The 23,719-nt window shown below is 65.2% G+C and carries 20 protein-coding genes; 10 read left to right on the top strand and 10 right to left on the bottom strand.

Features of this window, described 5'->3' with window-relative positions:
* Positions 1–3 precede the first annotated feature (3 nt).
* Positions 4–1,179 (top strand): galactonate dehydratase, encoded by a 1,176-nt coding sequence (gene dgoD / locus HTUR_RS21725; RefSeq protein ID WP_012945496.1) that lies wholly within the window; start codon positions 4–6, stop codon positions 1,177–1,179.
* 51 nt (positions 1,180–1,230) lie between these two features.
* Here the strand turns inward: dgoD and HTUR_RS21720 are convergent, their stop codons facing one another.
* From HTUR_RS21720 to HTUR_RS21710, 3 genes are all read right to left on the bottom strand, one after another.
* Positions 1,231–2,931 (bottom strand): RICIN domain-containing protein, encoded by a 1,701-nt coding sequence (locus HTUR_RS21720; protein WP_012945495.1) that lies wholly within the window; start codon positions 2,929–2,931, stop codon positions 1,231–1,233.
* Positions 2,932–3,194: 263 nt separating this feature from the next.
* A complete protein-coding gene (locus HTUR_RS21715) occupies positions 3,195–3,917 on the bottom strand; it encodes a ThuA domain-containing protein (protein ID WP_012945494.1) in 723 nt (240 codons plus the stop codon).
* 50 nt (positions 3,918–3,967) lie between these two features.
* A complete protein-coding gene (locus tag HTUR_RS21710) occupies positions 3,968–5,143 on the bottom strand; it encodes a pectinesterase family protein (RefSeq protein ID WP_012945493.1) in 1,176 nt (391 codons plus the stop codon).
* Between the two features lie 723 nt (positions 5,144–5,866).
* Here HTUR_RS21710 and HTUR_RS21705 point away from each other — a divergent pair.
* Positions 5,867–7,111, top strand: coding sequence for a mandelate racemase/muconate lactonizing enzyme family protein (locus HTUR_RS21705; RefSeq protein WP_012945492.1), 1,245 nt, complete (start codon positions 5,867–5,869; stop codon positions 7,109–7,111).
* Positions 7,112–7,203: 92 nt separating this feature from the next.
* Here the strand turns inward: HTUR_RS21705 and HTUR_RS21700 are convergent, their stop codons facing one another.
* Positions 7,204–8,139, bottom strand: coding sequence for a dihydrodipicolinate synthase family protein (locus HTUR_RS21700; protein ID WP_012945491.1), 936 nt, complete (start codon positions 8,137–8,139; stop codon positions 7,204–7,206).
* A gap of 126 nt (positions 8,140–8,265) precedes the next feature.
* Here HTUR_RS21700 and HTUR_RS21695 point away from each other — a divergent pair, with 126 nt between their 5' ends.
* From HTUR_RS21695 to HTUR_RS21680, 5 genes are all read left to right on the top strand, one after another.
* Entirely contained in the window at positions 8,266–9,399 is a 1,134-nt protein-coding gene (locus HTUR_RS21695) for a mandelate racemase/muconate lactonizing enzyme family protein (protein ID WP_012945490.1), read from the top strand.
* Between the two features lie 107 nt (positions 9,400–9,506).
* Positions 9,507–9,971: a universal stress protein gene (locus HTUR_RS21690; protein ID WP_012945489.1), complete on the top strand. Its 465-nt coding sequence runs from the start codon at positions 9,507–9,509 to the stop codon at positions 9,969–9,971.
* Between the two features lie 110 nt (positions 9,972–10,081).
* On the top strand, positions 10,082–10,918 hold the full coding sequence (locus tag HTUR_RS21685; RefSeq protein ID WP_012945488.1) for an NAD-dependent epimerase/dehydratase family protein: 837 nt from the start codon (positions 10,082–10,084) through the stop codon (positions 10,916–10,918).
* Positions 10,919–11,086: 168 nt separating this feature from the next.
* Positions 11,087–11,392 (top strand): HalOD1 output domain-containing protein, encoded by a 306-nt coding sequence (locus HTUR_RS25895; protein ID WP_081443517.1) that lies wholly within the window; start codon positions 11,087–11,089, stop codon positions 11,390–11,392.
* Between the two features lie 221 nt (positions 11,393–11,613).
* Complete coding sequence (locus HTUR_RS21680; protein ID WP_012945487.1) at positions 11,614–12,465, top strand: MBL fold metallo-hydrolase; 852 nt, start codon at positions 11,614–11,616, stop codon at positions 12,463–12,465.
* Between the two features lie 345 nt (positions 12,466–12,810).
* On the opposite strand, the gene xacF is transcribed toward HTUR_RS21680, so the two are convergent.
* Positions 12,811–14,262, bottom strand: coding sequence for a 2,5-dioxovalerate dehydrogenase (gene xacF, locus HTUR_RS21675; protein ID WP_012945486.1), 1,452 nt, complete (start codon positions 14,260–14,262; stop codon positions 12,811–12,813).
* A 141-nt stretch (positions 14,263–14,403) separates the two neighbouring features.
* Here xacF and HTUR_RS21670 point away from each other — a divergent pair, with 141 nt between their 5' ends.
* A complete protein-coding gene (locus tag HTUR_RS21670) occupies positions 14,404–14,670 on the top strand; it encodes a hypothetical protein (protein ID WP_012945485.1) in 267 nt (88 codons plus the stop codon).
* 151 nt (positions 14,671–14,821) lie between these two features.
* Here the strand turns inward: HTUR_RS21670 and HTUR_RS21665 are convergent, their stop codons facing one another.
* A complete protein-coding gene (locus tag HTUR_RS21665; RefSeq protein ID WP_012945484.1) occupies positions 14,822–15,256 on the bottom strand; it encodes a PPC domain-containing DNA-binding protein in 435 nt (144 codons plus the stop codon).
* A gap of 86 nt (positions 15,257–15,342) precedes the next feature.
* Between HTUR_RS21665 and HTUR_RS21660 the strand changes: the two genes are divergently transcribed.
* Positions 15,343–16,344 carry a Gfo/Idh/MocA family protein gene (locus HTUR_RS21660; protein WP_012945483.1) on the top strand — a complete coding sequence of 334 codons (1,002 nt, stop codon included), beginning with the start codon at positions 15,343–15,345 and terminating at the stop codon, positions 16,342–16,344.
* 66 nt (positions 16,345–16,410) lie between these two features.
* On the opposite strand, the gene HTUR_RS21655 is transcribed toward HTUR_RS21660, so the two are convergent.
* The 4 genes from HTUR_RS21655 to HTUR_RS21640 all read right to left on the bottom strand — a co-directional run bounded on the left by HTUR_RS21655 (position 16,411) and on the right by HTUR_RS21640 (position 22,370).
* Positions 16,411–17,499, bottom strand: a complete 1,089-nt coding sequence (locus HTUR_RS21655) for a lactonase family protein (protein ID WP_226377558.1) — start codon at positions 17,497–17,499, stop codon at positions 16,411–16,413.
* Between the two features lie 25 nt (positions 17,500–17,524).
* The gene (locus HTUR_RS21650; protein WP_148225444.1) at positions 17,525–19,996 is read right to left on the bottom strand and encodes a methyl-accepting chemotaxis protein; all 2,472 of its coding nucleotides are present in this window, start codon (positions 19,994–19,996) and stop codon (positions 17,525–17,527) included.
* A 220-nt stretch (positions 19,997–20,216) separates the two neighbouring features.
* Positions 20,217–21,284, bottom strand: a complete 1,068-nt coding sequence (locus HTUR_RS21645; protein WP_012945480.1) for a Gfo/Idh/MocA family protein — start codon at positions 21,282–21,284, stop codon at positions 20,217–20,219.
* Between the two features lie 78 nt (positions 21,285–21,362).
* Positions 21,363–22,370 carry an aldo/keto reductase gene (locus HTUR_RS21640; protein ID WP_012945479.1) on the bottom strand — a complete coding sequence of 336 codons (1,008 nt, stop codon included), beginning with the start codon at positions 22,368–22,370 and terminating at the stop codon, positions 21,363–21,365.
* A gap of 181 nt (positions 22,371–22,551) precedes the next feature.
* Here HTUR_RS21640 and HTUR_RS21635 point away from each other — a divergent pair, with 181 nt between their 5' ends.
* Entirely contained in the window at positions 22,552–23,187 is a 636-nt protein-coding gene (locus HTUR_RS21635; RefSeq protein WP_012945478.1) for a Yip1 family protein, read from the top strand.
* Positions 23,188–23,719: the final 532 nt, after the last annotated feature.

The raw sequence follows: 23,719 nt of genomic DNA, 5'->3' as shown, positions 1-23,719 counted from the left end.
CGGATGCACGTTACAGACTACGAGCTCTACGCGGTGCCGCCGCGCTGGCAGTTCCTCAGACTCGAGACGAGCGACGGGCGCGTCGGCTGGGGCGAGGTCTACACCAAGTGGCACTTCGCGGGCGACAGCGAACCGGCGACCCGGAGCGCGGTCGATCAGCTGATGCACCAGTACGTCCTCGGCGAGGACCCGAGTCGCATCGAGTACCTCTGGCAGGCGATGTACCGCAGCAGCTTCTACCGCGGCGGACCGGTCCACATGAGCGCCATCGCCGGCATCGACGAGGCGCTGTGGGACCTGAAGGGGAAGGCGGCCGGGATGCCGGTCTACGAACTGCTCGGCGGTCCTGCACGCGACCGCGTCCGACTCTACCAGCACGTCAGGGCTCACGGCGCCGACGACGTGGCGGATCCGGCGGCCGCGGCCGCCGACGAGGCGCGCGAGCACGTCGAAGCGGGCTACACCGCCGTGAAGCTGGTTCCGACGGGCGGACTCGAGATCATCGATGCGCCGGCAGCCGTCGAAGAAGCGCGCGAAATCGTCGGCGCGGTCCGCGACGCCGTCGGCCCCGAGGTCGACGTCGCGCTGGATTTCCACGGCCGCGCCTCGAAGGCGATGGCCCGCCGACTGGCGACGGCGCTCGAGGAGTTCCAGCCGATGTTCGTCGAGGAGCCGGTTACCCCCGAGCACGACCACGCGCTGCCCCGGATCGCCGAGGGGACGACGATTCCGATCGCGACGGGCGAGCGCCTCTACTCTCGGAGCGAGTTCCGGCCGATCCTCGAGGCCGACGCGGTCGACGTCGTCCAGCCGGACGTCTCGAGCGCCGGGGGGATCACTGAGACGAAGAAAATCGCCGACATGGCCGAGACGTACGACGCCTCGATCGCGCCCCACTGCCCCATCGGCCCGCTGGCGCTGGCGGCCTCGCTACACGTCGACGCGGCCGCGCCGAACGCGCTGGTACAGGAGCAAGTGGTCGTCGACGACGAAGACGCGATGCGGTACGTCGAAAACGACGAGATCTTCGAACCGGCCGACGGCTATCTGGACCTGCCTGACGGACCGGGGCTCGGAATCGAGATCGACGAGAATCGCGTCCGCGAACTCGCGGGAACGGACCTCGGCTTCGACCGCTCGCCGGGCCACCGCGCCGACGGCAGCGTCGGCGAGCGGTGAGCCCCGGGTCGAGTGGGACGGTTCGTCGAATCGGTCGTCAGTACCTGTTCGCTACACCGAGTCGAACGTCCAGCGCTGGTTCGCGCCGCCGGTGTCGGGCCACTGGAGTACGTTCGCCCCGTCGCTGGTCGACGCTCCCTCGACGTCGGCTACCTTTCCGCTGTGGACCGCCTCGAGGATGTACTCTCCGTTGCCCACGTCGTTGATGGACCACCGCTGGCAGTCGCAACCCGTGTCCGCGTGCTGCTGGACGTTCGCGCCGTCCTCGGTGGAGCCGTCGGCGACCTCGAGCAACAGCCCGCTGTTCGCGTTCTGGAGGACGTACTCGCCGTTCCCGGTATCCTCGACGTACCACTGCTGCGTGGCGTGATCGGTCGCGGACCACTGCTGGACGTTGGCGCCGTCCGCGGTGGACGCGTCGGCCACCTCGAGCAGCTGCCCGCTGTTGACGTTGGCGATCTCGTAGGTGCCCGTCGGGATCGGACCGCTGCTCCCGTCGTCGCCGCTACCGCCGTCGGGCGGCGAACTGCCCTCCTCGACGGCCTGGGCCCAGCCGGCGAGCCAGTCGCGGATACCGCTGTCGGGGACCTCGAGCGAGTGGGTGTTCACGGGGAGCTCCGGATAGCCGCCGACCTCGTCGTGGTGGCCGACCCAGTAGTCGTACGGCGAGTCGAGGTAGTCGAGCCCGGCGCGGTCGGCGATCTCCTGGACGATTCGCGCGTCGTTTTGCGTTCGATCGGCCGGCCGCGCCCCGGCGTTGGTGAGGTTGTGGCTCTCGACGTCACCCGACGGCATCTCGCTGAGGCCGCTCGGCCACAGCGGCGGCGAACTCGTCGACTCCGGTTCGGCGATCGGCTGCTCGTCGACCATCGGCGGATCGTACGCAATGTTGTCGGCGTGGTACGCGGTCGGACTGCCCTCGAGAATGGCGTCATCGTCGTCCGCACAGATCGCCGCGTTACCGACGAAGCTCGTGACCGCAGAGTCGTCGGCGTTGGCCGACTCGTCGAAGAAGTACAGGAGGTTGTTGACGACGACGGTCTCGGTGTCGCTCTTGAGTCGCGGCGCGCGACCGCGGACCTTCCCCCAGACGTTGCCCGCGAGGGTGACGTTCGAGGCGCCGTCGCCGATCAGGCTCCCGTAGTTGTGGTCCGCCTCGTTGCCGTAGGGGTCGTACAGCCCCTCGTAAATGAGACAGTTGGTTACCGTCGTATCCTGCGTGTCGTAGCCGACGGAGAGGCACTCATCGGTGCCCCACGAGGCGCTGACGTGATCGACGACGTTGTTCTGGGTACCGTCGGCGGTGTTGAACGCGTCGTTGCTCTGGATCGAGCCGTCGGAACCGGGGCCGATTCGCGAGCGGATGTGCTGGACGACGCAGTTGTTCGCGCTGATCCGGACCTGTCCGTTGATGAACGTGATACCGGGCGACGGCGCGGTCTGGCCGGCCACCCAGCAGTAGTCTTCGGTGATCGCCAGATCGTTTCCACCGAGGTCGATAGTTCCGCTCGTCTCGAAGACGACCACGCGCGCTCCGCTGGCGCTGAACGCCGATTCGACCGCGCTCCGCGTCGGTTCGGTGATCGTGTGGACGTCGACGTCGTCGTCGAGCCACGACGTGTCCGCGAAGCCGGCCTCGAGGTCGAAGTTCGATTCCGCCGCCGCCGACCCGGAGAGGCCGCTAAGCGCGCCGATTCCGATCAGTGCCGATGCCGCCGTTCCTTTCAGGTAGGTTCGTCGTGTCTGTTTCATGCTACCGCATTACAACAAATGACAATCACGTACAAATAATTTTCCCCGAGAAGATGGTAAAAAATATAACCACTGGTGAGGGTATCGAACGTCGGTCCGAGCGCTACAGCGGTTCCATCGACGGACTGACCGCAAGCGATCGAGTCCCATCGAATCGGCCTCGAATGGCCATACTTCCACGCCTAGCAGTTCCACGGCTCGACGGAGCGTCGACGGAAAATCGATAACGATCCGGCGGCCGATACCGCTCTCAAGCGGTGGCGCTAGTCGTCCAGCGGTTCCTTCGGTTCGACCTCGCCCCAGACGGCGTCGGCCCCCTCCGTCGGCGCCGCCCAGGCGACGGCGTTGTCGAGCACCGTCCGAATCTCGTCCTGGAAGAAGATCGGGTACTCCTCGTGGCCGGGCCGGAACGCGAAGATCCGCCCGCGGCCGCGGCGATAACAGACGCCCGAGCGGAACACCTCGCCGCCCTCGAACCACGAGATGAAGACGGTCCGGTCGGGTTCCGGGATGTCGAAGGGTTCGCCGTACATCTCCGTCGAGGGGACCTCGAACGACTCCTCGAGGCCGTCGACGATCGGATGGCCGGGATCGGCGGCCCAGATCCGTTCGGTCTCGCCGCCGTGGCGGTACTTGATGTTACAGGTCGTCCCCATCAGCCGTTTGAACGGCTTGGAGTTCTTCCCGGAGTGGACCGGGATGAAGCCCATCCCCTCGTGGACGCGGTCGACGACGCGGTCGGCGACCTCGTCGGACACTTCGTCGTTGGCGCAGTGTGACCACCAGAGCAGAACGTCGGTGTTCGTGAGGACCTCCTCGGTCAGGCCGTGTTCCGGTTCCTGCAGCGTGGCCGTCCGGACGGTGCGGTCGTCGCCGTCCACCGCGTCCGCGATGGCCCCGTGAATGCCGTCGGGATACCGTTCGGCGACCTCGGGTTCCTCGAGTTCGTGGACGTTCTCGTTCCAGACCGTGACCTGTAGTGCCATGTGCGATTCTTTCAGGCGATTCGGGATAAGTCCTCTGTCCTCGAGAGCGGTTAGCTCCCCTCCAGACACCGCCGCGGGTTCCAGCCGTCGAAGACGTTCTCGAGCGTGTACGCCGCGGCTTCCTCCGCATCGAGTTGGTGGCTCCAGTCCGCACGCCGTTCCGGCGTGTACCCCGGCCCGGTGTTGTCGTATTCGGCGAAGTAGGCCGTCTCAGTCTTGTCGCCGTGATCCGGTTCGTCCCACGGCTCCCAGCCGACCGGACGGATGTGATCGCCGAGGTCGCACTCGAGGTAGACCGTCTGTCCGTACGGCTCCCAGGGCCGGCCGAGATAGACGGAGTCGGTCGGCGCGTCTCCGGTCACGTCGCAGTTCTTGAACACGTATCCGAACTCTTGCTCTTCGGGCTGTGCGGGCGCCGCAATGTACCCTTCGTCCTTGCAGAAGATCTCGCAGTCTTCGAAGAACGCCGTCGCGAGTCCGAAGATGAAGTCCACGTCGCCCTCGATGTAGCAGTCCGTGAAGTACTGGCGCGTGTCGCGCCCGTAGGTGTAGAGCGTGTCCTGATTGCCGATGAACCGGCAGTTCTCGAAGACGGCTCGGTCGGCCTTGATGCGAATCGCAACGGCCTGTGCGACGTCGGGAGCGGCGTTCTCGAAGGTGATGTTCTTCGCGGTGAAGTCCGGTCCGTAGACGAAGAAGCTCGCCGACTGGGACGTGCCGAGTTCCTCGCCGTGCTCGTTGGTCTTGTCGGCGTGGTCGTCGTACGTGAGCACCGTGTTCTCGGCGCTCTCGCCGACGAACGTCACGTCGGTTCGGTTGGAGGGGAGCTCCAGTTTCTCCTCGTACCGGCCCTCCTTGATGTACACTCGCGTTCCCTCGAACGTTCCCGGTTCGATCGCGTCGATGGCGGCCTGAACCGACTCGTAGTCGCCGCTGCCGTCCTGTGCGACGACGATATCGTAGTCGTCGCCCGTCTCGGGACAGCGGTACTCCGCGATGAGTTCTTCGACGCTCTTCTCGTCGTCCTCGGTATCCGTCTCGTTGTCGTCCGACGACTCGTTTGAGTCGGGATCCGATCCGCCGCCGGTACAGCCGGCGATCGACCCGAGCGCGCCGGTCCCCGCAAGGGAGACCAGCTGTCTACGCGATACTGACCACCCGCAAGCTCGACTGTTATCATCAATCACGGAAATTACGACTCGAATATAGTTATTAAAAGTTGTCATTCGACGAGCGGCGGCGAACGCGGACGCTCGAATCGGTCACTCCCAGCGTTCGGTTGCGGGTCGATACTATTGACGGCACAGGCACCGACTCGCCGGCTATCGTGACCGGTCTGTTCCCCGTTCCCGAACCATACAGTCGTATGGTTGTAAACCTTCAATACAAAGGTACGACTGTAAAACGTAACTATGTGAACGATTACCGGTATCCGAGTCACCGGAGCGGACTCTCCGTTCTCAGTGAATACTGTGCGAATACGGCTCAGAAGCGCCGATTACGACGGGTTCGCAGTAGGGAAATCTCGGCTCCGAGCGATTTCCGCGAGTGAGCGGAACAATACCGGCTATGGGCCCGATATCGGCGGAACGAGCCGCTCGAGACCCGATCGAGGCGATCGTTCGCCCGGTCAGTTGCGGTCGGACGCGTCGAATGTGCGCCCATCCGTTCCCGAGGCGAGAACAGGAGGAATGGTACCAATACACATACAGAGGGAACGTACGGCCGGCCGAAACGACGACCAACGGACTCGAGCGAGCGAGCCAGCGGGAGATGCGCTCGTCCGGACTGCGCGGACGGTTCCCGAAGGCGGAAACGCCGGCCGGCACACGCCGGGGATAGCTAGTGTATCGGCGGGTCGATCGCGGCCGAAACGAGAGGGTGGTTCAGTCCGGATCGAACGACGAGTACTCGGATGATTTATACGGTCGGCTGCGAATGCCCCGCATATGGATATCGCCGATGTGAGAGGGTACGCCCTCTCGTCCCCGATCGATCCGGTACAGGAACGGCCGTTTCACGGCGGCGTCCGACGCCTTCGCAAGCGGGACGTCGTCCTCGTCGTCGTGGAGACCCGAGACGGCCGACAAGGGTTCGCGACGGCGGGCGCGAGCAGCTCCGCGATGCGCGAGTACTTCGAGGGCGACTCGCAGGGAACGTTCGCCGACGTCCTCGAGGAGTCCGTCGCCGACGCGCTCGAGGACGAGTCGATCGACGAGATCACCGACGCTCACGACCTGATCGCCGAGACGAACCTCCCGGCCCACCTCCGGACAGAGGCGATCTCGGCCGTCGACGTCGCGCTGTACGACATCCGCGGGAAGGAGCTCGGTGCGCCGATCTACGAGCTGCTGGCCGACGAGTACGGCACCGAGCCGACCACCGAGATGCCGCTGTACGCCAGCGCCGGGATGTACATGGAGCCGGAAGGATACGTCGAACAGGCCGAAGCGCTTGAGGAGTTGGGCTTTTTCGGCTACAAGTACCGGCCCGGGATCGGGCCCGACGGCGACCGCCGAACGGTCGACCTGCTCGCCGACGCAGTCGACGATATCGAGATCATGCTCGACGTCCACACCTGGTGGAAGCTCGGCGAGGCCTACGGCCGCGACACCGTTCGCGAACTGGTCGCACACGCCGCTGAGCGGGGCGCCTACTGGATCGAGGAGCCGGTCGAACCTGACGACCACGCGGGCTACGTCGAACTCGCCGAGACCGGCGCGCCGCTGGCCGGCGGGGAGAGCGAGGAGTCGCCGGCGGGACTGGTCGAACTCGGTGAGACCGGCGCGGTCGACTTCCTGCAGGGCGACGTCCGTCACCACGAGGGCTTTACCGGCTGCCGGGACGCCATCGAGTACTGCGACGGCCGCGACGTCGAGTTCGTCCCGCACAACTTCGGAACCTGGCTCGGGCTACAGGCCAACGCCCACCTCGTCGCCGCGGCGCCGGACGTGCGACTGCTCGAGTACCCCGTCTTCGAGGACGACCCGGCGCTCGACGAGACGGCGGTCGATCCCGGGATGTACCCGTTCGAACTCGCCTACGACATCATCGAGGGCCAGCCGGCCATCGAGGACGGCCACCTGACCGTCCCGGACGGGCCCGGACTCGGCGTCGACGTCGACCTCGACGTCCTCGAGGAGTACCCGTTCGTCGACGGGCCGTGGACGGAGTTCCACTACGACGACGAGTAAGCCCCGGAAAAGCCGTTTTCTCGAGCGGGGTTCGGCCGTCGTCAGTCAGCTATTGCTGTGCTCCCGCGTCGGCTATCGCTGCGATCCCGATCTCAGGCCGCTTCCAGCAGCGGCGTCGACTGTACGGTTTCGTAGTACTCCTCGAGACGCGCCGCGTCGTCGGCGGAGAGATCGACCAGCGGATCGCGGAGGGAACCGCCCGTATAGCCGGCGAGATCCATCCCGCGTTTGATGACGGAGACGTTGTTCGCGCCGGAGAGCGCGTTGTCCTCGCCGGGTTCCTCGCGAAGGTCCTCGATCGGACGGAGTAGCCGCTGGATCGATCTGGCTCGCTCCCAGTTCTCGTCCTCGACGGCGTCGAACAGCGCCAGCGTCGCCTCCGGCGCGAAGTTGCCGAGACCGGTGGTGTACCCCGTCGCCCCCTCGATGGCGAAGGAGAGCGCGTACCGTTCGGCGATGCCATTGACCCACGTGACCTCGCCCGGGGCGTCCGCGACGGTCTGGGAGAACTCCTTGATATCGTTGACAGCGAACTTCACCGCGACCACGTTCTCGCGCTCGGAGAGGTCGACGATCACGTCGCGGGGCACCTCGGGACCGCGCTTGTAGATGACGACGCCGAGGTCGGTCGCGTCGCAGATCCGGTGGTAGTAGTTCGCCAGCCCGCGCTGGTGCAGGTAGGTGTGGTCGGGGTGCATCACCATGATCGCGTCCGCCCCGGCGTCCTCGTAGGCGTCGGCGAGCCGTTCGACCTCCGCGAGGCTGCCGGCGACGCCGCCGGCGATCATCGCCTCGTCGCCGGTCGCCTCGACGTGGGTCTCGACGATCTCGGTTCGCTCCTCGTCGGTCAGCGAGTAGTACTCTCCGGTGTTGCCACAGGGGATGAACAGGCGCGCGCCGGCGTCGTACTGCTTCGCGAGGTTGTCCGCGAGGTCCTCGTATAGCACGTCCGATCCGTCGTCGCTGAACGGGACGGCGGTGGTGAAGGCGACGTCCTGGAAGCGCTCGCTAAGGCTAGCTCTGGGCATGTCGTGGTCGGTACTACGACGAACTGCGGTGATAAATGTGTCCCCGCCGATCGAGTCGCTCCGGGAGGCCCGTTCCGGACTGGAGGCAACGCAAGCTATATTGGACGCGAGTCTGTCGGATGCGCTATGGAGATCACGGACGTTCAGGCGATTCCGCTCGCACACTCGTTGCCCGATGGAGAGGGACTCGGCGACGCGCGAGGGTTCGGAACCGACCGCGGGACGACGCTGGTGCGCCTCGAGACCGACGACGGGACCGTCGGCTGGGGCGAGGCGTTCGCTCCGGGGCCGATGGCGACGGCGACGATCGAGACGATGTTCGCCGACGACGTCGTCGGCATGGACCCCTTCGAGGTCGAATCGCTCGCCGAGAACTCCTACACCGATCCGTACCACTTCGGCGGCGACGTCGTCGTCCAGAGCGCCGTCAGCGCGATCGACGTCGCCTGCTGGGACATCATCGGGAAGAGCGTCGGCCGGCCGGCTCACCGGCTGCTCGGCGGCACGCGCTGTGAGAAGCTGACCCCCTACGCGTCAACGATGTACTTCACCGAGGCCGATCGGCCGATCGAGGAGCCGATCCGCGATGCCGTCGAAGAGGGATTCACCGCCGCGAAGATCAAGATCGGCGCCGATCCCGAGTCCGACGCCGAACGCGTGCGCACGGCGCGGGAGATCCTGGGCGACGACGCCGACCTGATGGTCGACATGAACGGCAACTACCGCCCGCACCAGGCGGTCAAATCCGCACGGGCCATCGAGGAGTACGACGTGACCTGGATCGAAGAGCCCGTGCCGCCGGAGAACGCGTCGGGCTACCGGGAACTGCGCGGGAAGATCGATATCCCGATCGCCGCCGGCGAGGCCCACTACGGTCGCTTCGAGTTCAAGGAACTGATCGACGACCGGACGGTCGACATCGTCCAGCCGAACCTGGGCCGCTGTGGCGGCCTCTCGGAGGCGCGCTTGATCGCCGGCATGGCCTCGACCGAGAACGTCGCCGTCAGACCGCACATCTGGAACAGCGCCGTCGGCATGGCCGCCGCGGTGCAGTTCGCCGCCAGCATCTCGAACTACCCCCACACGCGCAACGTCCCCGAGCCGATGCTGATCGAGTTCGACCGCAGCGAGAACCCGATGCGCAGCGAGTTGCTCGAGACGCCGTTCGATCCCGCCGGCGGCACCATCGATGTCCCACAGGAGCCGGGACTGGGCATCGAGATCGATCAGGACGCACTGGAGCGCTACCGCGCCGACTGAGCTGATCGCGGCGGACTATCGCCGCCGGAGGCCGGACGGAGATTCGGCGTCCGCTCGTCGGCTTGAACGGAGGTAGCTTTATCAGACTGCCAGCCAAGGTGCGTGGTATGCAACGCGCACTCGTCGTCATCGACGATACCGGGGCTCACAAACGACTCCTCGCCGAATCCGGCGAGTTCGCTCAGAACGGGAACGCGGAACTGGTCGTGCTGGCGTGGACGACGCCCGAAGCGGCCGAGGAGGGCAACGACGCGATCGAGTGGGTCGAGCGGATGGAGGGGACCAAATTCGAGGAAACCGACGCGACGGCGATGACCAGGCAGTTCGCCGAGGAGTTCACGAAGGACGTCCTCAGCGGCATCGGTCCGGACGTCGACGTCGAGATCGAACCGATCATCACCGAGGAGGGCGACCTCGACGACGAGATCCTCTCGGCGGCCGAACGGCTGGCCTGCGATCACACGTTCCTCGTCGGCCAGAAGCGCTCGCCGACCGGGAAGGCGATCTTCGGCGACCTCGCCCAGCGCGTCCTGCTGAACTTCGACGGGCCGGTGACCGTCCTGATGGAGTGAGCACGGGCCGCGCCGACGGCCGATCACGAACCGCACCGGCGGCCGCTCGCGCCGAGTGAATCCCGCCACGCGACCGATATTTTGATGGTCTCCGCGGAAGGGCTAGGCGTATGGACGTACTAGTGACCGGTTCGTACGGCCGATGTGGCACCGCGATCATCGATCACTTACACGACGACGATCGGTACGAGTTCACGTACTACAATCGCTCCGACCGCGAGGAAGGCCCATACGCCGAGTTCGAGACGGTCGTCGGCGATATCGCGGACTACGAGGCGCTCCGCGAGGCTTGCGAGGGACAGGACGCCATCGTCCACCTCGCCGCCTACCCCTACACCGACGGCGACTGGACCGACATCTTCCAGCCCAACATCGTCGGCATGTACAACGTCCTCGAGGCCGCCCGCGAGGCCGAGGTCGAGTCCGTTATCTTCGGCTCGACCAACCACGTGATGGGCATGTACGAGATCGAGAACGCGCCAGAAATCTACGAGCGCGATCACGACCTCGTCATCGATCACACCGATCCCGTTCGCCCCGACTCCTACTACGGCGCCTCCAAGAGCTTCGGCGAGGACCTCGGCCGGTACTACATCGAGGACTGCGAGTATCCGAAACAGTTCTACGCGCTCCGGATCTGCAGCGTTCGCGGCGAGGAATACGACCACCCCTACGGCGACGCCGAAATCGGCGTCGAGGATGGCGACTGGGAGCGTGGCAGCGACGAGTACGAGGAACAGGTCGCGCGGATGAAGGCGACCTGGCAGTCCCGTCGGGACTTCGCCCACCAGATCGACTGCTGCCTGCGGGACGACGACGTCGAGTTCGACATCTTCAGCGGCGTCAGCGACAACCGCCGGCGCTGGTACGACCTCGAGCACGCCCGAGCCCGGATCGGCTACGATCCTCAGGACGACGGCGAGGAGTGGGACGCGCCGCCGGAGTGAAGACGGCGGATCGGAGTATCGACCGCAGATCGGCACACCGGCGACGAATCGAGATCGGACAACAGCGCAGAATGACTGATCATCGGATGTAGTAAATCTACTCTGTATGATCACTTCCCCTGTGACTTGGTGAAAGTATAACTAATTGGGGGTACATTACCACTGCGTATGGGATCTCGGGATAGACGGGAGACAGTGACGGATAGCGGGTCCACAATTTTCGTCGAAGAGCAGACGAACGAATCCGCATCACAGGCCATAATACGTGGAATAGCTGCCGTAAAAGGAGTTCCCCCGCGGAATTTCCAGCCACTATACGATAGCGTCGATCCGGAAGCGCTGGACGGACTGCTGGAACATTCGCGGCGACACTCAACGGATACATCTGTGGAATTTACGCACGATGGCTGTTCGGTTCTGGTTCGGAGCGATGGGGAAATAACAATCAGCTATCCGCTGCCCGGCTACGAATGAGGACGAGGACGAACCCCCGCTGATCGGTTCGCTGCACACCGAAATCGGGACGATTCGGTTTCAGCCGCCGTCCGGAATGACGGACGAGTGTTACCGACTCCCGCGAGACGGAGCCGCGCTTGCGGCCCGGAATCGCGTCGAAAGGTTTACGCGCTCTCGAGGGATCCGTTCCGCATGGACTGTGCTAGCGAGACCGACAGCGCGCAGTATCGGGTGACCCGATGACGATCAACAGCGACTGGGGCGAGTGGTGGATCCGCGAGGAGATCAACGGCGCCGACGTCGACGGCGTCTCGCTGTGGTTCCTCGGCGTGGCCGGCTGGGCGATCAGGACGCCCGAGACCGCCGTCTACATCGACCCCTACTTCAGCACCGAGCGGGATCGCGAGTACATCGCCCGAATGCCGCCGGTGCCGATGGAACCGCAGTGGGCCGACGCCTGCGACGCCGTGTTCTGTACGCACGACCACCGCGATCACTTCTGGCCGCCGTCGTTCGGGCCGCTGCTGGACCACGGCGGCTCGATCCACGCGCCCGCCGAGTGTTACGAGAACCACGACGTGAGCGAGATCGCGGACGACCAGCAGGAGATCGTCGAACCCGGCGACAGCTACGAGATCGGCGACCTGACGATCCACGTCCGGGACGGCCGCGACCCCGACGCCGACGGGAGCGTCACTTACGTGCTCGAGCACGAGGAGGGGACGATCTTCCACGGCGGCGACAACCGCCCCTGCGAGGCGTTCCACGAGATCGGCGCGGAGTTCGACATCGACATGGGGATGCTCTCCTACGGCACCAGCGGCCGCATCAGAATGGACGGCGAGATCGAGCGCCGGAAGCTGTACAACGACGCCCAAGACGTCGTCGAGGCCGCAAACGCCCTCGAGATCGATCGACTGGTTCCGGAACACTGGCGGCGCTGGCGGTCGATCCAGGCCGATCCCGGCGCGCTCTCGGCGGCCGCGACGACCTTCGAGTACCCCCGCATTATCGAGGAGATCGAGGTCGGCGACCGGCTCCGACTCGGCCAGCCCGGAATCGTCCCGCCGACCTACCTCGAGGACGAGTGAGGACCGGGATCGGGCTCGAGCCGCGCGACCGCAGAATCGGAGTCATATCGCTCGTCGGGAGCGGCGTTCCCCAGAGGACGCAATTCGTTCTCCAGAGAGTGTCAGCGATTCTGTCCAGTTCGATCGACCAGCCGATCGCTAGCGCAGTCGATCGCACGATGGCGGTCCGGTCAGCGCGTGAACGGATGCGGTCGGGGCGAAAAAACCGCTGTCTCGAACCTGAACGGTCGAATCGAGCGACCGATCGACCGATGGTGAACGGCGCCGGCGTCGAACCGAACGGTGATTCAATCGGAGAGAAGAATCGAACTCGAACCGCGCGCTACGGGAGGGGTCGACGGCGGGTCAGTAGTTCATGTAGACCGTCTTCGTCGAGGTGAAGAAGTCCAGTCCGGCGTCGCCCTGCTCGCGGTAGGTGTTCGTCGAGGAATCCTTGTAGCCGCCGAAGGGCACGTGGAGCTCGAGGCCAGTCGTCTTCTCGTTGACCTTCGCGACGCCCGCCTCGACGTTCTCGGCGAACTGGTTAGCCTCGGTGAGGTCCTGCGTGACGATGCTCGCCGAGAGCCCGTAGTCGACGTCGTTGGCGACCGCGAGACCCTCCTCGAAGCTGCCGACCTTCAACACGGCCAGCACCGGCCCGAAGACCTCCTCCTGAGCGATGCGCATGTCGTTTTCCACGTCGGCGAAGACCGTCGGCTCGACGTAGTAGCCGTCGGCGTACTCGCCGTCGGTCAGCGCCTCGCCGCCGGCGACCAGATTCGCGCCCTCGTCCTCGGCGACCTCGATGTACTCGAGGCTCCCCTCGAGTTCGCTCTCGGTAACGTGGGGACCCATGTCCGGATCGTCCGCGCCCGGCCCGACCTCGAGGGCCTCGGCGTAGTCGGCGATGGCGCCGACGAACTCGTCGTAGACGTCCTCGTGGACGATCGCGCGAGAGGCCGCGGTACAGGACTGGCCGGTCGTCCCGAACGCGCCCACGCCGACGATGTCGACCGCCTCGTCGACATCGGCGCTGGGCATAACGACCGTCGGGTTCTTCCCGCCCATCTCGCACTGGACGCGTTTGAGGTCGTTCGCGGCGGCCTGCGCGACGGCGGTGCCGACCTGCGTGCTCCCGGTGAAGGAGACGGCGTCGACGCCCTCGTGGTCGGTCAGCACGCCGCCGACCTCGCTGCCGGAGCCGGTGACGTAGTTCGCGACGCCGGCGAGCAGTCCCGCTTCGTCGAGCGCCTCGATCAGCTTCAGGGAGACGGTCGGCGCCGCCGAGGCGGGCTTGAGGACGGCCGTGTTGCCGGCGGCCAGCGCCGGCGCGAGCTTCCAGGCCGGAATCGCGATGGGGTAGTTCCACGGCGTGATCAGCGCGGCGGTTCCCAGCGGTTCGCGTTTGGTGTAGAGGTTCTTGTCCTCGCCGCTGGGGGACTTGACGGTGCCCCCGAGGTCGCTGGCCTTCTGGGCGTAGTAGTAGAAGATGTCGATCGCCCGCTGGACCTCCCCGCCGGCTTCGCTGCGCGTCTTCCCTTCTTCCCGGACCAGCGTCTCGGTCAGTTCCTCCTTTTGGTCCTCGAGGATCTGGGCCGTGTCCTTGAGGATGGCGCCGCGGGCCGGGCCGGGCGTCGACGCCCACTCGTCCTCGGCGGCGACTGCGGCCTCGACCGCTTCTTCGGCGTCTTCGGAAGTCGACGACTGGAACTCGCCGACGACCTCGGTCGTGTCTGCGGGGTTCAGTACCTCGAACGTGTCTCCGGAACGCGATTCGACCCACTCTCCATCGACGTAGTTGCGGTGCGCTGTCGGCATTCGGCTAGTCGTTTCGGTGTTCTCCACACCAAACCTCGTTTTCCGGCAAAATTCCCATCACGCGTACCGACGATCCCGACGGTCGGAGCGCGACCGCCGAACCCTAACTAATTTATACAGGAGACGCGAACTATCGTGGTAATGGGTTCCACGCAACGAGCGAACGATCCGGAAACGACGTCCCAATCTCGAGACTCGATCCTTGAGCCGCTCTTCGACTCCCTCCTGTTGAAAATCGCAGCAGCGGGTGCCGCCCTCGTCGCGCTGGGCGCGATTCTGAACGGAGTAACATTGGGAGGAGAGGGCGAGCTGATGGGACTCTGGGCGGCTATTTTCGCCGTCTGGGGATCCGGACTGATCCTCGTCGGACTGGGCCTCTATAGCTTCGTCTGGTGGCGACGTCGCTGAGCACGAGGGAGAGGAGACAGTACCGCACTCGGCAGACACGGAGCTGACTGATGCGTTGGCGATTTTCTTCGGTGACGGATGAGAGCGAACGGTAACGGAGGGAGGGAAACCGCTTCGCTCCCACCGATCTGCCGCGAATCGAACCGCGACTTCAGCGGCGGCTGAGTTGTGAGACGTTTCGTTCGCCCGGCCGTCGCTCCAGGGAGAGCCCGTCGATCTTCCGGATCGTTATCTCGCCGAGGACGTTGATCTCACAGCCCTCCTCCAAGTGGCCGCCGACGGTCCGCTCGCCGTCGAACGCGGTCACGTGAAGGTGGGGTTCGCCGTCCGCGATGACGCCGTTGATGTCGGTGACCTCCCAGGCGCCCTCGAGTTCGAGGTCGACGTTGCGGTCGGACCGGTCGTCGGGGAGATCCGTCCGGTCGACGTAGTGGATGTTCAGCGTGCTGAACGTGCCGATGCCGGTGACGACGGCACCGGTGTCGACGTCGTGGTCCTCGCAGGCCCGCTCGATCGACTCGAGGGCCATGTCGCCGCGGTCGAGACGGACGATCACGTGTCCGTCGTCGGATTCGAACGATTCCATGTCACCCCGTGGAACGGCCGTGGGAATAAACCTTGACGCCGCGGAACCTAGTTTGAAGTACGGACGGGCAGTTGGTACGGTATCACATGGAGACGGAGACCGTTAGATACGGAATCGTCGGTGCAACGGGATACGGCAGCAACCACGCGGACGCGATCGACGCCATCGACGGCGCCGAGGTCGTCGCGGGCACGGCCCGAAGCGAGGAGTCGATCGCGCCGTTCGAGTCGACCTACGACGCGGTGGGATACACGGACTACGAGGAGCTGCTCGAGCGGGAGGAACTCGACGCGATCAGCGTCTGCACCCCCTCGGGAACCCACGCCGAGATCGCGGCCGCCGCCGCCGAGGCCGGGATTCACGTCCTCTCGGAGAAACCGCTGGACGTCTACCTCGATCGCGTCGACCGGGTGATCGAGGCCGCCGACCGGAACGACGTGCGCCTCGGCGGGATCTTCCAGCGCCGGTTCACGCCCGAGCGGTGGACCGCCCGGCAGTGGGTCGAAGAGGGGCGGTTCGGCGACCTGCTGCTGGCCGACACGGCCGTCAAGTGGTACCGGCCGCAGCGCTACTACGACGATCACTGGCACGGGCAACGCGATCTCGACGGCGGCGTCCTCATACAGCAGGCGATCCACTTCGTCGACCTGCTCCAGTGGCTGACCGGCGGGATCGAGCGCGTGACCGCCGACACCGGGACGATGGCCCACGAGATGGAGTGCGAGGACGTCGCGGTCGTCTCCCTCCGATTCGAGAACGGCGCGCGCGGCACGATCACGGCCACGACCGGCGTTCGCGGCGGCCGAGAGCGCGTCGAACTGAACGGTACCGAGGGCTCGTACAACTCGGGGACGTTCGTCCTCGAGGACGAGGAAGTCGAGCCCGACCTCATCGAGCCGCCCTGCGGGACGGGACTCGAGGGACAGATTCGGGATTTCGTCGCGGCGATCCGCGAGGACCGCGACCCGATCGTCAGCGGTCGGGACGCCCGCGACGCCGTCGAAGTCGTCCTCGCCGCCTACGCCTCGGCGGAGCTCGATCGGCCCGTACGCGTCGACGAGGTGCGCGACCTGCAGGAGCACACCTGACCGGCGATTCCCACCCGACAAACGGTGTTCAAACGGTCGGTTGCAGGAGGATCGGGAAGGGAAACGTTACGCCGACTCGAGGAACGTCGCACAGACCGGTTTCGGCACGTCGAGGGCCGCGATCTTCTCGAGGCGTCCGGTCTCGTCGATGGCGAAGCTCACGACCGCGTCGCCGTGCTGGTTGCAGGCGAGGAGCACCTCGCCGTCGGGAGCCAGCGCGATATCGCGGGGCGTCTCCCCCCGGGTCGGTTCGTGGGCGAGGAGCTCGAGACGGCCGGTCGCCGCGTCGACCGCGAAAACGGCGACGCTGTCGTGGCCTCGGTTAGAGACGTACACCCATCGTCCGGACGGATGGACGTGGACGTCGGCGGGCTCGTTGGTTCCGTCGAACGCGGCCGGCAAGGTGGTCGTCCGATCGATCGCCGCGAGCTCGCCGCTCTCGGCGTCGCGCTCGTAGGCGGTCACCGTCGACTCGAGTTCGTCGACGACGTAACAGTAGGGCTCGGTCGGGTGGAAGGCGATATGGCGCGGTCCCGCGCCCGCACGGACGGTCGTCGGTCCGGCCTCGGCCGGCCGGAGCGCCCCTGACTCGTCGGCGCGATAGATCTCGATGCGATCGGTCCCGAGGTCCGGCGCGTACCGGAACCGGTTCTCCGGGCCGGGCGCGATCGCGTGCGGGTGCGGAACCGCCTGCCGCTCCGGGTCGGGTCCGGAGCCCTCGTGGCGGACGACGTCGGTGGCCTCGCCGAGTCGCCCGTCGTCCGCGAGCGGATACGCCGCCACGGTCCCGCCCTGGTAGTTCGCGACGAACGCGTACTGGCCGGTCGCGTCGACGCTGACGTAACAGGGACCGGCGCCTTCGCTCGAGCGACCGTTGAGCCGCTCGAGTCCGCCGCTCTCGGCGTCGATTCGATAGGCCGACACGCGCCCGCCATCAACGCGCTCGACGGCGTACAGGGTCTCCCCGTCGGGACGGAGCGCCAGAAACATCGGATGCGGCGCGGTCGTGCGCGCCCGTTCGGTCAGCGTTCCGTCGGGCGCTACCGCCACGGTGACGATGCCGTCGCCGTCGCTCCCGGCCGAACAAACGAACGTCTGATACGGACCGCCTCGAGTCACGATCGAACGAAACGGGCGGGCGGACCTTGGGTCCACCGGAACCAATCGTCCGGCGGATCGCCTACTCGTCGGGTGCGGGATTCGACTGCCCGTCCCGGTCGGCGCCGGCGTCCGCGGCCGTCTCGTCGGTCTCGTCGTCGGAGACGTATTCGAACACGTTGTCTGCGGAATCCTCGCGGTCGTCGGTCGCCTCGTCGTCGACAGCGGTGTTGGTTTCGATACCGGTGTCAGTGCCAGTGTCGGTGTCGATGTTCTGCAGTTCGTCGGCGACGACCCTGTCGGGCTCGGCGTCGACCGCCGTGTCGAATCGGTCGAGGGTGTTGCTCAGCTGTCCGGCCTGTTCGGCCAGTCGGCTGGCGTTGTGTGACACCTGGGTCAGCGCCGACGTCTGTTCCTCGGCGGAGGCGGCGACAGATTCCGTCTCCTGAGACGTCTGCTCGCTGATCATCGCGACGTCGTCGACCACGCTGGCCGTCTCGCTGACCGCGACGGCCTGATCGTCGGTGGCCGTGCTGATCTCCTGGATGCCCTCGTTGGTCCGTTCCGCGTAGGTGGCGATCTCCTCTAAGGCCTCGACGGCCTCCTCGACGGTGTCGACGCTCCTCGTGACCTGCTCGCTCGTTCGCCCGACGACCGTCGCGGCGTCGTCGGCCGCCGACTGCAGGCTGGCCAACTGCTGTTCGATCTCGTCGGTCGCCTCTCGAGTCTCCTGGGAGAGCTGCTTGACCTCCTTGGCGACGGCGCCGAACCCGTCGCCGCCGTCGCTGTTCGTTCTGGAGGCCTCGATGTTGGCGTTGAGCGCGAGCATGTTAGTCTGCTCGGCGATCTCGTCGATGAACTCGGTCAGCTCGTCGATCTGTTCGATCTCCCGCTCGAGGCGTTCGAACTGCTCGACGACGTCGTCGGTGTCGTCGGCGACGACGGTCATCTCCTCGGCGGCCTGATTGGCCGCCTCTCGACCGCGGTCGCCGGCCGTCGCGGTCCGTTCGGCGATGTCCGCCACTTCGTCGGAGGACGACGCGATCTCCTCCGTCGTCGACGAGAGCGTGTTCAGTTCGCTCGTGGCTTCCTGGACGTGTTCGTGCTGGCGCTCCGCCCCGTCGGAGATGCGCTGGACGGATTCCGTCACCTGCTCGCTGGCGTTCCTGACCTCCTCGGAACTGGCGGTCACCTCCTCGCTCGCGGCCGCGACCTCTGCGGCGAACTGCTTGACGTGTGCGGTCGTCTCCTCGATGGCGCCGATCATCTCGTTGAACTCCCGGGCGATCGACTCCATCGCGTCGTTGTCGCTGTCGGGATCCATCCGCTGTGTGAGATCACCCTGGGCGCACTCGCGCATAACCCGACTGTACTCGTCGGCCTTGCGTTCCAGTTGCTCGTTGGTGCGCTGGGTCTCCCGTTTCGCCTCTTCGGCCGCCTGCCGGGCCGTTTCGGCCTCGCGAATCTGGTCGCGCAACGCGTCTCGCATCGACCCGAACCCATTGTAGAGTTGGCCGATTTCGTCGATCCGAGACGTCTCCAGATCCACGTCGAGTTGCCCCTGTTCCATCGTCTGTGCCTTGTCTCGCAGCCGCGTGAGCGGCCCCGCGGTCTGGCGGCCGATGACGACGGTGATCCCGAGCAACGCGATCAGTCCGACGCCGACGACGCCGAGCATGGACTGGCCGACGATATTTGCGGTCTGGAACGCGACCGATTTCGGGACGGTCGTAACCAGCAGCCAGTCGGTGCCGACGATCGACGTGACCGCGTGGACGTGCGAGTCGCTCTCGAGCGTCTCGATCGACTCGATGCCCGGCTGGGCCTCGCCGTTGCGAACCTCGGCCGGGAGCGGCGCGTCCTCGGCCCCGGCGACCACCTCGGCGTCGTCGCCGCGAACGATCGTCGTCTGTTGCTCCTCGAACGGCTGGTGGAGTCCCAGCACCTGCTCTTTGATCCCGCCCACGAGGACGACGACCCTGTCCTCGTCGCCCATCACTGGCGTGGAGAAGTAGACGGCGCGACCGTCGGCGGCCTCGTACGACCGATCGCTCATGTCCACCTGGTACACCGAATCGCTGATGTCCTGGTACTGCGAGGCGTCCGCCCACGGTTCGTCGATTTCCTCGAGCGTTTTCCCGCTCGAGCCTTTCGAATGGGAGGCGACGAGCGTCCCCTGCTCGCGGTCGATCACGTGGATTTCCCTGACCGATTGGGGCATATTGTTCGATCTAGCGATTAACTGTCCCTCGACGATCTCGGGATCGTCCGCTGCGAGTTCGTCGTCGGTGGCTAACGCGCTCGTCTGACGTTTCAGCTCTCGGATCCAGTCTCCGGTCTCGTCGCTCTGGATCGATGCCACCGAGTGCATCTGTTGGTCCGCGTTATCCTCGACGGAGTTGTTAGCGCGGACGTACCCGACGCCACCGACGAGCGCGAGCACGACGACGACGATAAGCAGCAACACGCCCAGTTTGTACGCGAACCGCCGTCGAATAACCGACGGCGTGATCGTCCGAGCGATCCGTCCCACGATCGAACGGTCGCTACTCACCCCGAACCGCCTCCACTGACCAGTCTACGTTCATATCCTATCTCGTGATGTTCTTCTCTCCAAATAAATCTTGCTAGAGGACATGATAATAGACCGTTATCGTTAAACAGTGATGGAATTTACTGTGGAAAACAATCGAAATGTCGGCGACGCTGGCGGTATCGATTCGCGGGGAATCGGTCGCGGCGGACGAAACGGACGGCGAAGAGAAGGAATCGATTCAGTCGAGCAGTCCGTCGCCGACGAACGAGTACCGGTCCGCGAGGTCGATGCGCTCGTCGGCGCGACCGGACTCGTAGGCGGCCATCGTCACGACCAGCGTCCGGAACGCGTCCCGGACTGAGATCGGCGGCTCGGTGCCCTCGAGGACGGACTCGGTAAACGCCTCGGCCTTGGTCTCGCGGCCGTGGTAGTCGAGGTGGCGGTCGTGTTCGGTGCCCTCGGCGTCGATCGTGTAGCCGGTGCGCTCGTCCCACTCCCGACCCTCGAGGTAGACGGCGCCGTCGTCGTCCCAGATGTGGATGTGCTCCCGGGTACACGCGACGATCCCGGTGTCGGAGAAGTTGGCGATCGCCCCGTTGTCGAACTCGATGGTGATCGAGGACTGCTTGTCGAAGAGCTGCTCGTCGTCGTGGAACTCGACGTTGGCGTTGACGTGGGTCGGCGTGAGGCCGGTCACCCAGAGGATCGCGTCGATGACGTGCGAGCCGACGTTCAACAGGTGGCCGCCGCCGCTCAGTTCGGGATCCATCCGCCAGTCGTCCATGTTCTCGTAGTACGACCGCCAGTCGTGGGTGATCTCGCCGGTGATGAACGTCGGCTCGGCATCGCCCTCCGCCCACCGCTGGCGGGCGTTGATGAACGCCGGATTCAGGTGTCGCTGGTAGCCCAGCATCATCACCCGATCGGTCTCCCGATCGCGCCGGTAGAGGTCGCGGGCGTCCTCGAGATTCGTCGCCAGCGGCTTCTCGCAGAGCACGTGGAGATCGCGCTCGAGCGCGGCGACGGTCTGATCGTAGTGGAGCCCGTTCGGCGTGGCGATCGCCGCCGCGTCGAGGTCGGCCTCGTCGAGCATCGTCTCGTAATCGAGGAACTGGTTCGAGGACGGGACCTCGAGTTCGCCGCCCGCCTCGGCCAGGTTCGCCTCGCTGACGTCGGCGATCGCGGCCAGTTCGGCGTCGGGGACGGCCTCGAACTGTCGTCCGAGTCGGACGCCGAGGCTCCCAAGCCCGACGAGTCCGACGCGGAGATCTGCTGCTGATGAATCGACCATGTCGTAGTCACGCATACAGGCAAACCGATTATAATTGTTTTGTTCGCTCTCGTCGACGTCGACGACCGCTGCCGGCGCGAGCGTCGATCGATCTCACTCCGAACCGGCGAACGTCGCGGAGAGTCGCTCGAACTGCTCGGCGGAGAGCGACACGTCCGCGGCGCCGAGATTCTCCGTCAACTGCTCGACCGTGCTGGCGCCGACGATGGGCGCCGTGATGTCGGGGTGGTGAAGCTGCCACGCGAGGGCGACCTGCGCCGGCGTCGCGTCGATGTCGTCCGCGATCTCGAGGAGGACCTCGAGCGCGTCGAAGTTCTCCTCGGTCAGATACCGATCCGCGAAGCGCCCGTCCTGCGCGGCGGTCGACGACTCGTCGTTCCGATCGTCGCGCCGGTACTTGCCGGTCAGAAAGCCCCACGCCAGCGGGCTCCACGTCACGGCGCCGAGCCCGTAATCGCGACACATCGGGAGGTAGTTCGCGTCGATTTCCCGATCCACGAGATTGTACCGCGGTTGGGTCACCGTGAACGGTTCGTACCCCTCGCGCCGGGCGATCTCGTTCGCCTTGACGATCTTCCACGCGTCGGGACGGCCCGAGGAGATACCGAGATAGTTCACCCTCCCGGACTCGACGAGTCCGTTCAGGGTGCGCATGAACTCCTCCGCGGGGGTGTCGTCGTCCCACCGATGGCAGTAGAGCAGATCGATGTAGTCCGTCCCCAGTCGCTCGAGGCAGGTGTCGATCTGCCGGCGCAGGTGCCGACGGTTGAGTCCCCGTGCGTTGGGGTCGCCCTCCCGTCGGGGACGGTGGATCTTCGTGGCGATGACGTAGTCCAGTCGGTCGCGGTCCTCGAGCCAGTTGCCGATCCACCGCTCGGCCCGCCCATCGCCGTACTTGTCGGCGGTGTCGATGAAGTTCCCGCCCGCGTCGGCGTAGGCGTCAAGGAGTTCGTACGCGCGGTCCTCGTCCGTTTCGACGACTCCCTCCGCGTCGTAGCGTTCCTCGCCGTCGACCAGCCGTCGGCCGAAGCGCCACGTCCCCAGCGCGAGCTCGCTCACTGAGAGTCCGGTGCTACCGAGAGACACGTGATCGAGTGCCATGTTTGGCTCGAGACCGGCTACCGCAATGAACGTACTGCCTCTCGATGGTCGCTCGCGGACTCAGTGCTCGGGACTTCCCTACAATGAACAACGTCGATTGGTATCTCAGCGACCCGTTGCGATATTTTGCGCATAAATTACAATCAAAATACATATATTGGGTCACTACGAGCGATCCTACATGGCTCCGTACACCCCGTTACGGTCTCCCTTCAGATACTTCAGCGACTCTCGACACGATCCGCTTCTCACCGGTCTCGGCGTGTTTATCGCGTACGTAATCGCGCAAATCGCGACAGTGGTCTCGCTGTTCTACGTGATCGTCGGTCAGGTAGCGAACGCCCCGCCGGAGTTCGATCGGGCAGTCGACCCATTCGCGTCGGATATCCTGCTCTCGACGATCGTGTTCCTCGTTTTCTCTTTGGGTATCGGATTGTTCGTCGTTGCGGCCGTCATGCATTATCTGAGTCGAACGCACGGAGCCGTGGGAACGTTCGGGGATGCGCTAGCGGTGGCGGGTTGGGCCTACGCACCGAATCTCCTCTTCTATCTCCCCCTGCAGTATCTTCACGCACGCTACTCGGTCGAGCAACAGACGTTCGACGGGTCCGATCCGCAAACACTCCAGCGGGAATTCGAAGCGCTACAGATCGACGGCGGTGGAGCGATACCCCTGTTCCTGCTCGCCATCACGGTCGTGTGGAGCGTGTACATCCTCGCAAACGGGATTGCAGCGACGCACGAGGTCGACACGAGCGACGCGTTCCGGCCGGCAGCGATTGTCGGGATCGGTGCGTTCCTCTTTGGGATCCTCTAGGACGCTCGAGTCGTCTGTCTCGCCCAACGAACGGTCATACTGAGAGTATATCTCTGTTATTGATAGTTATGGTCTGGGTTGGACACGTGTGACGGTCCCGGACCGGAACCGTCGTGATCGAGGACCGAGCGCGGAACCAGCAGTCGAGAACAGCGGGCGTAAGCAGACCGTACTCGGGTTCGAAGCCGGTGTCAGCGTTTGAGGGACGGTATCAGTTCCCGGAACTAACGGGCATTTCCATCCCGGATAGCCATACCGTAAATTACAGATCTATCGATGCGATTTTTGCGTACGGGTATAGGGAACAGCTGCCACAATCGACGTCTACCTTGACAACTGAGTCGCACGGTTTGCAGTCGCACACCGCTATCGCGGCTGGCATTTCGAGTCAAGAGTGGACCGACCCGCGCTAATCGGACAGTCGTCTACACATCTCTCTATTGAGAAAGAATAGCAAGTATGTCAGTGGAGGTATATTTGAGTTACGCCAATCCAGTCGCCACCAAAACGCGGCCGGTTCGAAATCGGGGTC

This window comes from Haloterrigena turkmenica DSM 5511, assembly GCF_000025325.1.
Classification (GTDB): domain Archaea; phylum Halobacteriota; class Halobacteria; order Halobacteriales; family Natrialbaceae; genus Haloterrigena; species Haloterrigena turkmenica.
This window is presented reverse-complemented; position numbering and strand designations above follow the sequence as displayed.